The following is a 10,479-nucleotide window of genomic DNA, read 5'->3' as shown; positions in this document are numbered from 1 at the left end:
TCGGTCTTGGCCCGGCGCTTGCGACCCCGCAACGCGCGCGTCTCTACCGGCTCGGCCAGATGCGCCACCGCGCCTGCCGCGGTCAGCGCGTCACACACGAACAGCCACCCGGTGCAGGCCTCCACCGCCACGTGCAATTCGCGACCGGAGAAGCGCTTCGCCCACACGGTCACCGCTGCCGGCGTGGCCGCGATCCGGCCACGCATCACCTCACCTGTGTCGGTCTCGAGCGCGTCGAACGTGATCTGCCTACGGTGCACATCAAACCCGGCTACGATCGCCATCAGGGCCTCCTCCGAGCTCCGGCAATTGCCAACTGCGCGAACCATCTCGCACCAAGCCGAAGGAGGCCCGGTTCACGCTGCCGCGCCGAACGGCACCCGGTTCATGCCATCTTTGCGCGATTGCCGGTCGTCAGGCGTGAACGTACGGCGCGTCGAAGTGGCTCCGTCAGACTCTGACGCCGCCCTCGTTCGTTTCGCGCTCGCGGCCGAGGACGCGAAGTCGCTCGACGCCGCCGCGGCCGGTGAGATCACTCCACCTCAGACTCGGGGAACCGCGGCGGGTTCGCCTAGGGTGGTCCCCGATGGCCGATCGTGACTGGAGTGCAGAGTTCCTTCGCCGACGCGATATCTACGACGCGTTCCGCGTCGCGCTCAGCGACCGGCTCGGCGCGTCGATCGACCGTGAGGCAATCGCGCTCTCGCAGATTGAGTCCCGGACTAAGACGGTCAAGAGCTTCATCGACAAGGTCACGAGCAAGGGCAAGTACGCCGATCCACTAACGGAGATGACCGACCTCGTCGGGCTGCGCGTGATCGTCTACTACCCGGACGACGTGCGCGCCGTCGGCACGCTGATCGAGCGCGAATTCGACATCGACTGGGCAAACTCGTCCCGACGCGGAGAGGACGACCCGCCCGACCGCTTCGGATACCGGTCCGATCACTACATCGTCCGCACAGCGGACGACGAACGGTTCGCCGGACTGAGCGCGGAGATCCAGGTGCGCACGGTCATGCAGCACGCCTGGGCGGCCGTCGACCATCGCATTCGGTACAAAGCCGACGACCTGCCGCGTGACCTGAGCCGCCGCCTGTTCCGCCTCAACGCGCTCCTCGAGATCGCGGACGAGCAGTTCGCGGGACTCCAGCACGCCAGCCTCGACCGCAGCGCCGCATATGCGGATGCGGTCGAGCACGGCGACCTCGGGGTGACCATCGACATCCTCTCGCTCCGCGCGCTGGTAAACCGTGAGGACATCGGCCCGCGCTGGGTCCAGCGGGCAGTGAACATCGGTTACAACCAGGTCGACCCGGGCGAAGACGGCGACGAGGGCCTTGAGCGCCTGCTGCGCGTGGTGCGAGGGCTCGGCGTCGCGCGGGTCGCTGATGTCGCGGCGCTTCTGCCCGACGACCCGGATGTCGGCGACACGGTGCTTCGCGACGTGCTCGCCAGCCTGAGCCTCCGACCTGGCCAAGCGCGCTTCTGGGCCTTGCCGGGCGACGTGCTCGCACTACTCATCCTCGGGCTCGTGGGCACGCCGGAGCTGATCGGGGAGTCGAACTTCCGGAGCGAGATCCAGCACGTGCTCCTGCAACGACTCGCGTCCGAGTAGCGCGCGAGGAGCGTGCCGCGGAGGCGCACGGCGGTTGCCGCGCCGCACATCTGGGCGCCGGGCTTCCCGGGCCCCCGCACTCGCGCGAGCCTCGCCGAACGGGACGCGATCGTCGGTATTGCTCCGTTCGATGACGCGATCGAATCATTGTCCCCCTCGCGCAACCGATCCGATCCGCACTGCTCCATCGCGCGACGAGCAAGCGTGCCGAGATCGTCGAGACTCGATACCCGGCGCGCGACGCCGCGCGGTTGCCGGCCACGCCGCGACACCAGCGTCTGCCTAAGCATCGGTTAGATCAACGCTCGGTTGGCGCCAGCGACTGATACGCCATCCGCCAGGCTTCCGCGCTGGCCTCGTTGGCCGCGGGCGTATGCCCGCTTGCCTGCTCGGTCGTCGGCGGGCGTGGACCGGGCGCATGGGGCGCCGGGCGCATGACGCTGGGTCGTGGGCCCGCCCGACCCCTGAGGCGCGGATCTCAGTCTCGTGGTGCAGAGCCAGAAGGGCGGCGTCGGCAAGACGTTGACCGTCGCCAACTTCGCGGCCCGACTCGCCGACCTCGACCTGTCCGTGTTGATGGCCGACTTCGACCCCCAGGCCGACCTTTCGCACAGCTGGGGCCTCGACGAGCAGGAAGCGCGGCCGCGGATCGAGGACGTGCTCGACGGACGCGTCCCGGACCCGCGCGAGGCAATCGAGCACATCCCGCTCGGAGAAGGGTCCGGAGGCCTCGGCCTCCTCCCCACCGCGTGCGAGCGACTCCGCCGTGAGACCGGCAGACTGCTGACCGGCGACGGCCAACAACTCGCACATGTCTTGGCTCCGGTCGGGGCCAACTTCGACGTGGCGCTGATCGACACGCCCGCAGGCGACACGGTGTTCGGCCGCCAGGCGCTCGTGGCCGCCGACACGGCGATCGTGCCGATGCTGCCCGGATATCACGAGCTCCGGGCGATGACGTGCTCACTCGATCTCCTCGACGGCTGGGCGCGAGACGCGCACACGCGGCTGGATCTGCTCGGCGTCCTGCTGCTCAACGCCGACGGCCGGTGGCGCTCGACGAAGGAGTACCGGCAGCACCTGTCGAGCGCCGACGACGGGGACGCGGTCCCGCTGTTCGAGACGGTGATCCCGCGTCATCAGCCGATCACCGATCACGCTCGCTACGGCCTGCCGACCGTGTGGCTGCGCCCGCAGACGACGGTCGCCAAGGCCTACGGGCGGCTGGCGCTCGAGGTCGTCACACGGCTTCGCGAACAGCACGGCCTCGAGACGGCGATCGCCCACGCGAGTTGCACCGCTGCGGGCGGGTCATGAGCCGACGTCCCGCACCGCGGGCGTTGCCGCTACGACGCGCGCCCTCCCCCACGTCACCGGCCCCCGGCCGCGATCCGTTCGGTGCGGCCCCCCGGCCGCTGGATTCAGCCTTGCGCGAGTTGGCCATCGAGGCGATCACCCCGAACCTACGACAACCCCGTAAACGCTTCGACGCCGATGCACTCACGGGCCTGGCGAACTCGCTGGCTGAGCGCGGCATGCTGCAACCGGTGCTCGTGCGCGAACTCGCGCCGGAACGGTTCGAGCTGATCGCCGGCGAACGCCGCTGGCGGGGCGCCCAGCTGGCGGGACTCCAGCGGATCCCGGCCTACGTCCGCGCCAGCACCGATGACGCCGAGGCGCTGGAGCTGGCGCTGATCGAGAATGCCGCCCGCTCGGACCTCACCCCCGTCGAGGAGGCCAGGACCTTGAGCACGCTGATCGATGACCTCGGACTGACCCAGGGCGTCCTTGCGCGCAGGATCGGACGCAGTCGTTCGGATATCGCCAACACGATGCGGCTCCTACGACTTCCCGACGATGTCGTCGACCTGATCGACAACGGTCAGCTGAGCAAGGGCCACGGCAAGGCCCTGCTCGCCTTGGACCACGACAGTCGCCGGAGCGAGCTGGCACGACTTGCCACGGCGAACGGCTGGTCGGTGCGCGAGCTTGAGCGCGCGGTCACCGCGGACGCGGCCGCATCGCGAGGATTGACTCTGACCCGTCGGCCACACGCCGACGTCGCGGAGTTCCAAGCCCGGGCGGCAGCGATCGACCGCTTCGCCGTCGCGATCAAGACCCACGTCGACGGATTCGTGGTCTCCGTGAAGGCGCCCACGCGCGTCGACGCCCATGGGATCCTCGACCGGCTCGCGGGCACGCTCGAGTGAGACAAGCTCGAATCGCGGCACCGTGTCGGGCGACCCGCGACAGCAACGACCAACAGCACGGTCGCCGAGACCCGCTGCTGCCTCCACCGCGTGGCGCGCGAACCGCCGCGATCACAGATCGGACAACGCATTGGCGCCGCCCGTTGACCGTGACGTCATTGCCCGAAGCGCCGGCACGCTCGTCGCGGAGCGCCCGTTCGGGACCCACTGGGCGAGTCGCTGCCGGGGCCGTTCTGCCGAGGAACAGGGTGCGGAGCGCCGTCGAGTCCATGGGTGTGGCATCGACGCTGTCAGCCGGGCGGCTGGCACACCGGTTTCGCCTCGCGCGCGCACTCGGGCACGCTGTGCAGGTCGTCGCGGACGTCATGCGTCCGGTGACTTGGGATACCCGGCGTGGGTCAGCAGCCAGATGGGAGAGGTCGCATCTTGCGCCGCGGCCATGCCGGTCACACGCGGAACAATGTTCGCGCGACTGCGACGCGGACTGCATCACGGCCTCCGGACGGATCACCGCGACGAACGCGGCGACGAGTCACGCGAGTCAGCGACGCCCCGCGGCGGATGCCTCAGTGCGGCGCTTGGTCGCCTGGACTCTCCGAGCGACGCTGCCCCCGGTCATCTCCGGTCCGCGGCCTGGCGGACGACGACGTCAGGACGACCCGAGCAGACGTCCGACCGTCACGAGGTGATAGCCACGCGCTCGTAGCCGGGGGATCAGGGCCGCCAGTGCCTGGCCGGTGGCGGGCGCGTTGGGTGATCCCATCATGTGCATGACGATGATCGAGCCTGGACGGACCTCGGAGAGCACGGTGCGCACGATCACCGCGGGATCGCGCTGGAACGCGTCGCCGGACGCGAGCCCGTCGACCGCCTGCTCGTGCTCGGCAGCGGTAACGCGCAGGGCTTCGGGCCCGTGGCAGAGTCCTGGAAACCGAAACCAGAGCGGCCGTTTCCCGGTCAGCCTGCGCAGGAGGTTCGCGGTGCGCTTGACCTCGGCGTTCTCGGCCGCGATCGTCAGCCCGCCCGGCAGCCCATAGCAGCCGTCCGCCCATGCGCGATGGTCCCAGGTGTGGTTGCCCAGCTCGAAGCCGTCACGGGCCAGCGCCCGAACCACTGTTGGATAGCGCCGGGCCCACATGCCGGTGAGGAAGAGCGTGGCGGGAGTGTGCGTCCGGCGGAGCGTCCTGATCAGTTGGTGGTCGATCTGCTCGGGCGCCAGGCCGGCCTTGATCAGACCGAGCATCTCGCGGGACATGTCGGCGTCGAACGTGATGGCGACACGTTTGTGAGCGGCGGGACCGTGTTGGACCGCGACCGCCCGCGCGACGGTGGCCCGTGCGCCGACCGTCACGCGATGATGGCGATGGTGTCGGTGCATCGCCATCGGCCGTGGCGTCGCCGCGGGCGCGGCGGGTGGCCGGTGGGTGCCTCCGCACCCGGCCACGAGGAGCACGAGGACGAGACTTCGTCGCATCGCGAGGCAGCGTACGGATGGAGGCAGCGCGCGCCAACCACGGCGACGAGGCTCGGGTGCCGAAGCGCTGGCGCGCCCATCCGGTGCACGATGGCCGGGGCACCGTCGAGCGAACGTCGTCGCGCTCACCTGCGTTGACGCAGGTTGAATCGAGCTCGCTCGCATGCACCGGCATCGGCGCTTCGGAGCGCTCAGTCGTCGCTGGCAGAGCAACGACCGTGGTCCGTGCGATCGTCGGAGGTGCGACTGGGCGGCGGGGACGAACACCGCCGCCGCTGGAGCGCCCGGTCGCGCGTCACGAGCGTCGCAACGACGCGAACGACGGCCATGGCGGTCCCGAACAGCACGGCTCGCACGACCGCTCCGCCGAGCGCAACGTCGAAACCGTCGAAGGCGGCCGTGATCAGCGCCCAGCCGACGCCGGCCAGCAAGCCGTAGACCGCGGCCTCCGTCAGGATCTGCCGCGTCGTCTGATCGCGTAGCTCAGCGTCGGCTGCCCGCCGCTCGGCCTCCGTGAGCTCGGCGAGCCCGAAGTAGACGCCGAGGCGGTGCAAGAAGCCGGGCACGGCACCTCGTCTACCCGTCCCATCGCTCACGCGACCCGCTGTTCGCCGGCGGGCGGACTTCACCACGGCCAACAAGCTGCTCGAACAGGCCGAGGCGCTCCGAGCGACCGTTCAGACCGCGTGCGACCGCACCCGCGGCTGAGACCCCCGCACGCGGACGGCGACCGACCGGCTGGCGTCGACGCCAGCGGCGCGATGATGCTGCGATGCAGCGTCTGCGCGTGATCTGGGAGCACGACAGTCCACAGGCCCCCGTGGTGCTGTGTATGGAGATCGGCGACGACGACCTCGAGCGGCGCACGGTCGAGGAGTACGCCGACGGACGACTCGACTCCGCGGACCGGCGCAAACCAGGCGCCCCGCAGCTTGCCCCAGTGATCCCGGGCACGCCGACGTCCGTAGGCCGGACGCGGACGCGGCGGCAACCGCCGATCTCGCAGCCGACGTCGGTCGCCGCGTCCGCGCCGAAATGGGCGCGATCGACGCCCTGTTCGAACACGACCCGCGAGCGGGCCCGCCCGGCGGAACTCGGCTGCCGCGCACGCGACGTCGCTTCACCGGCGAAGTCTTGCCTTGTCACGACGATGGGCCTCGCTGCGCGGGGGCGACTAGGTCCCCCAGATGACGCTGGCGTGCGCCGCGGCGGGCTGCGCAAGCGCGGCCAACGCGGTCACCGCGACAAGCGTCCGGACGGAGACTATCTTCAGCATGCTTCCTCCTGCGGGTCGTTGGTCATGCGCATCCCTGCGTTGAGCTCGCCGTCTCGGATCACCGGGTCCTCTCGCGCGCGATGAGGCAGCGACGCACAAGCGATGATCACCGCCCAGTCGTCATGGAGCTCGACGACGGAAGCGTGCTCGCGACCACGTCCCCATCGTGCACCGTGGTCGCGTGCGGCGCGATCGTCAACGCGGACGCAGCCGATCTGCATCGCGCAACCGCCTTCGCGTCCTCAGCACCCGCCGGAACAGGCGCCGGCGGCGCCCGCACTCGTGTTCACGGCGGACCAAACCTGAACTTCGCCATCAGCGGTGACGGGCGACGGTGATCGTGACCCGATACCCCGCGCGATGCCGCGTGCCGGGGCGTGGACTGAGCCCGACGACGCGACCGCTCCGAACATGGCTGCGAACCACGCGTCGGACCCGCCCGATGCCGCAGTGGTTCGCAACCAGCCGCCGCTTGATCTTCGCCAGCGTCGTCCCGGTGAAATTCGGGACGACGCACTCGACAGGTCGCGTGACCGTGTAGAGGACGCTAGAGCTGGCCGTGACAACGTCCGCCGAGTCACCCTTGCCCTGTGCGTCATCGGAGTCCGTTTCGAGCCACGCACAGAGAACGAACGCGCCCTCCGTCGGCGTCAGACTCACTGAGTACGAGAAGCCTCCGCTCGACACCGTGTTGCGGTTGTTGCTTAACGGTGTCCCGTGCCAGCCGACGTTCGGCGCTGACCTTCAGGTGTCGAGCACCACGGGGGTCACCGAGCTCTACAGCTCCAGCACCGCGTAGAGGAACGGGGTGGCTCCCGCGTTCGTGTACGGCGTGTCCGCCCCACTGAAGGTCACCGTCATCGGGATGCCGCGCACCGGCGTGGTACTCGGCACCGCAATGCTCAGGGTGTCAGCAGCCAGCGCGCTCGAGGCACTGGCGGCGAGAAGCGCGAGCGCGACCGCAACCGCTCCGGCGATCAAACGACGAATAGAGTGCACTCTGTGAACCTATATCAAACATTGATGTCCGCGCAAACGCAGTAGCCGGATGTTCGGGCGAGCGAGCGAGATGGCATCGCTACGCTCGTGATCGATGGGTAGAGCCCTCTGTACCGCGCTGCTCGCGTTGATCGCAGTGCCGTTCCTGACCCCGGTCGCGCGCGCCGACCCCCGGACGGCAAGCGCAGCTCCGCGCGACCCGGAGCCAGAGGCATCGTCGCCCAGTGGTCCGCTGTACCCCGCGCTCGGGTCCTGACGGTGAAGGATCGGAGCCACCGATCCGGGTGGCTGATCGTGATCCTCGCGGCCACGTGTCTCACCGCCATCACGGGGTGCGGCGAATCGGGCCAGCAGGCCGACCCGAGATCGGGTGACGGGCCGACGATCGAAGACACCGGTGGTTGGTCGCCGGACGATGAGGCGGCCGGCGTCGAGGTGCCGGACGCCTTCGACGGCTGAGACGGCGCCGACGCCGTCTCAGCCGTCGAAGGCGCCGGCCTGACCGCCACGCTGGTGGATGCCGACGACGACCCGGGCTTTGACAGTGCTCGCGACGCCACCGGCTGCGACGTCGAGAACCAGGACCCCACCGCCGGCGAGATGGTCGACGACACCGCCGAGGTCCAGATCACCGTCTCCTGCGCGCAGGTCGACTGGGAGAACCAGGAGGGCACCGCGTGGGAGGCGTTCAGCGACGCCTACACGACCGGGTTCGACGACGGCTGCCAGGCACTGTTCGACGAGTCGCCGAATGGATCGCTCTACGAGAACGACGACGAGTACTCGGCGGTCGATTGCCAGAACGAGAATCCCGGTGACGCATCGAACACGTCCGCACTTCCGGACGACGTCCCCGACGATCCGGACGCGGCCGGCAGGGAGGCCGGCGAACTCGATGGCTGCATCGCGCTGTTCGACAACCAGGCCGTCACCTCGCTCAACTACGGCCCGGACAGCTGGACCCGGGATGATTGCCCGATCGGGGCATCGGTCGTCGCGCCCGCCCCGACTCCGCGCCCCAAATCGCAGGGCCGCCGGTCCAAGCGTGCCGGCGAGCGGTGCTCCGGGCAGCAGACCGACGGCACGCGCATCTCGATCCGGGTCAGTGACGGCGAGGTGCGCTGCACCGGCGCCGAGGCCCTCTGGAACGAGTACTTGCGTCGCGCGCCGAACGAAGGGCTGGGCTCTGGCGCAGCGCTCGAGCTCGAGGGGTGGTCGTGCATCGCCGCGACGGCCGCCCAGGCACCGCGGTCCGGGAGCTGCAGCGCCAAGGACGGATCCGGCGCGTTCACCGTGTTCGCTCGCGCATAGCGCAGAAGCGAACGCCGGCCGGGGTCAATCGCGCGTCGATGCGGGGGCGCCACGAGGACTCGGGATCCATGTAGGTGCGACACGCGCGGACGCGGCGCGCGAACGCGGAGATGGGATCCATGCGAGCGTGTGCTTCGACATCGAGGGCCAAGCGACGTGCACGTAGAGAAGAGGGTCACGCCATGGTGCACGCGGCGGACGTCCGAGTTGACGCTCAGCTCGTCGGTCACGCGCCGAAGCCACAGCGTTGACTGAGGTCTCGTTGCGCGATTAGGTTGAGCTCACCTTGACCACAGGACCGCCCTATCTCGCGAGCGACCTGCGGGCCAGGTTCTCTCTGATGCTGCTGCTCGTGGCGGTCTTCGCTGTTGGGCAGGCGGCTGCCGGGCTGCTCGAGGAGTCAGTCTCGCTGCTGCCGGACACGCTGTCGGTCGCGCTCTCGATCCTCGCGGCGGCTCTCGTGTCGCGCCCCGCAATGGGCTCGCACACGTACGGCTGGGTGCGCGTCGAACGCGTCAGCCAGTTCATCGATGGATTCGTGACTCTCGAGATCGCGCTCGTCGTCGTCTGGCTGGCCGTCAGCCGGCTCATGAACCCCAGCGAGGTCGACGCGACGCTCGTGCTCGTGTTCGCGCTGGTGGGGGTGGCCCTCTACACGTTCGGTGCTCGGTGCATCCCCGAGCGCGCCACGGCGTTGTTCGCCGTGGAACTGCGTGAGCGGCTCGCGGGCGGCCGCGTCGACTTCCTGATCGTCGCCGTCTCGGCGATCGCGATCGCCGCAACCGGCTGGAACCGGCTCGACGCGATCGCAGCGCTCGTCGTGTCGACGCACGTCATGCGTGACGCGACCAAGGACCTCCGAAGTTCGTGGCGCGTCCTGATGGAGGCTGCGCCGGCCGATGTCGATGTCAACGCAGTCGGCGTCGCGCTCGTCGGCGTTGACGGCGTGCATGAGGTCCACGATCTGCACATCTGGGAGATCTCCGCGGGCTTTCCAGCATTATCGGCGCACATCCTGATCGGCACCGAGGACTCGATCGCCGAGACGATCGACCGCTGCACCAGCCTGCTCGTCGAGCGCTTCGGCATCGAGCACGTGACGCTCCAGGTCGAGGCTGAGGGTGGAGATCTCCTCGAGATCGACGTCGGCCGCTGAGCGGCCGCGTACGCCGGGAAACCCTGACAGCGATGATGTTCGGGGTCAGGTGGCTGCGAGGATGGCGAAGCCTCGAGCGCCGGCCGTCAGGCGCAGCCGGCCGGTCCCTCGCAGCAGCTCTCGACGACCTGGCCACATGCGCGGCATTGGACGTGCGAGCGAACCCAGAACAGGCTGTTGCGCGCCTGGCACCACGGGCACGGGTCGGTCTGCGCCGTCGCGAGAGTGTCGATCGCATCGGGGCGCAGACGGTCCATGGCTAGAGCGTGACGACCGGCCCGGACGCCGCGCTGCTCGGGGCTCCTCCAGCGGGGAAAGTCACGGCGTCCGCCACCCTCGTAGCCCACGACGACGCGGTGCGTGGATTCGAGGACCGGACGGTAGTCGTCGGCCGCTGCGCCGTGCGGCATCGCGCTCCAAGCCGGCGGTGGAGCG

10 protein-coding genes and 2 pseudogenes are annotated in these 10,479 nt (G+C 69.6%); 7 read left to right on the top strand and 5 right to left on the bottom strand.

Annotated features, from left to right (window positions below; genetic code table 11):
* Nucleotides 1–284 (bottom strand): annotated as a pseudogene (locus G569_RS0132915) (IS110 family transposase); the annotation flags it as partial.
* A 302-nt stretch (nucleotides 285–586) separates the two neighbouring features.
* Here G569_RS0132915 and G569_RS59485 point away from each other — a divergent pair.
* The 3 genes from G569_RS59485 (at nucleotide 587) to G569_RS53560 (ending at nucleotide 3,828) form a co-directional block, all read left to right on the top strand.
* Nucleotides 587–1,618, top strand: a complete 1,032-nt coding sequence (locus G569_RS59485; RefSeq protein ID WP_053227328.1) for a GTP pyrophosphokinase — start codon at nucleotides 587–589, stop codon at nucleotides 1,616–1,618.
* 486 nt (nucleotides 1,619–2,104) lie between these two features.
* Nucleotides 2,105–2,935: a ParA family protein gene (locus G569_RS0132905; protein WP_028066566.1), complete on the top strand. Its 831-nt coding sequence runs from the start codon at nucleotides 2,105–2,107 to the stop codon at nucleotides 2,933–2,935.
* Nucleotides 2,936–3,054: 119 nt separating this feature from the next.
* Nucleotides 3,055–3,828: a ParB/RepB/Spo0J family partition protein gene (locus G569_RS53560; protein ID WP_169542295.1), complete on the top strand. Its 774-nt coding sequence runs from the start codon at nucleotides 3,055–3,057 to the stop codon at nucleotides 3,826–3,828.
* A gap of 649 nt (nucleotides 3,829–4,477) precedes the next feature.
* On the opposite strand, the gene G569_RS53555 is transcribed toward G569_RS53560, so the two are convergent.
* Nucleotides 4,478–5,302 (bottom strand): polysaccharide deacetylase family protein, encoded by an 825-nt coding sequence (locus tag G569_RS53555; RefSeq protein ID WP_169542294.1) that lies wholly within the window; start codon nucleotides 5,300–5,302, stop codon nucleotides 4,478–4,480.
* Nucleotides 5,303–5,493: 191 nt separating this feature from the next.
* Nucleotides 5,494–5,868 carry a hypothetical protein gene (locus G569_RS0132890; protein WP_028066565.1) on the bottom strand — a complete coding sequence of 125 codons (375 nt, stop codon included), beginning with the start codon at nucleotides 5,866–5,868 and terminating at the stop codon, nucleotides 5,494–5,496.
* Nucleotides 5,869–6,074: 206 nt separating this feature from the next.
* Here G569_RS0132890 and G569_RS66555 point away from each other — a divergent pair.
* A pseudogene (locus tag G569_RS66555) lies at nucleotides 6,075–6,203 on the top strand (DUF6881 domain-containing protein); the annotation flags it as partial.
* Between the two features lie 368 nt (nucleotides 6,204–6,571).
* On the opposite strand, the gene G569_RS0132880 reads toward G569_RS66555, so the two are convergent.
* Together G569_RS0132880 and G569_RS66550 are read right to left on the bottom strand one after the other, a co-directional pair.
* Nucleotides 6,572–6,799: a hypothetical protein gene (locus G569_RS0132880; RefSeq protein WP_028066564.1), complete on the bottom strand. Its 228-nt coding sequence runs from the start codon at nucleotides 6,797–6,799 to the stop codon at nucleotides 6,572–6,574.
* Between the two features lie 94 nt (nucleotides 6,800–6,893).
* Nucleotides 6,894–7,238: a PASTA domain-containing protein gene (locus tag G569_RS66550; RefSeq protein WP_371683496.1), complete on the bottom strand. Its 345-nt coding sequence runs from the start codon at nucleotides 7,236–7,238 to the stop codon at nucleotides 6,894–6,896.
* A gap of 597 nt (nucleotides 7,239–7,835) precedes the next feature.
* On the opposite strand from G569_RS66550, the gene G569_RS0132870 reads away from it, so the two are divergent.
* The 3 genes from G569_RS0132870 (at nucleotide 7,836) to G569_RS53550 (ending at nucleotide 10,044) form a co-directional block, all read left to right on the top strand.
* The gene (locus G569_RS0132870) at nucleotides 7,836–8,036 is read left to right on the top strand and encodes a hypothetical protein (protein ID WP_028066562.1); all 201 of its coding nucleotides are present in this window, start codon (nucleotides 7,836–7,838) and stop codon (nucleotides 8,034–8,036) included.
* Nucleotides 8,037–8,090: 54 nt separating this feature from the next.
* Entirely contained in the window at nucleotides 8,091–8,888 is a 798-nt protein-coding gene (locus tag G569_RS0132865) for a hypothetical protein (RefSeq protein WP_028066561.1), read from the top strand.
* Nucleotides 8,889–9,228: 340 nt separating this feature from the next.
* Nucleotides 9,229–10,044, top strand: coding sequence for a cation diffusion facilitator family transporter (locus tag G569_RS53550; protein WP_053227325.1), 816 nt, complete (start codon nucleotides 9,229–9,231; stop codon nucleotides 10,042–10,044).
* Nucleotides 10,045–10,479: the final 435 nt, after the last annotated feature.

The sequence above is a fragment of the Solirubrobacter soli DSM 22325 genome (assembly GCF_000423665.1).
In the GTDB taxonomy this organism is placed as follows: domain Bacteria; phylum Actinomycetota; class Thermoleophilia; order Solirubrobacterales; family Solirubrobacteraceae; genus Solirubrobacter; species Solirubrobacter soli.
This window is presented reverse-complemented; position numbering and strand designations above follow the sequence as displayed.

Excerpts from the sequence above, each read along its gene's own strand:
- G569_RS59485 (WP_053227328.1), top strand. The coding sequence starts at position 587 with ATGGCCGATCGTGACTGGAGTGCAGAGTTCCTTCGCCGACGCGATATC.
- G569_RS53555 (WP_169542294.1), bottom strand. The coding sequence starts at position 5,302 with ATGCGACGAAGTCTCGTCCTCGTGCTCCTCGTGGCCGGGTGCGGAGGC.
- G569_RS0132880 (WP_028066564.1), bottom strand. The coding sequence starts at position 6,799 with ATGCAGATCGGCTGCGTCCGCGTTGACGATCGCGCCGCACGCGACCAC.
- G569_RS53550 (WP_053227325.1), top strand. The coding sequence starts at position 9,229 with ATGCTGCTGCTCGTGGCGGTCTTCGCTGTTGGGCAGGCGGCTGCCGGG.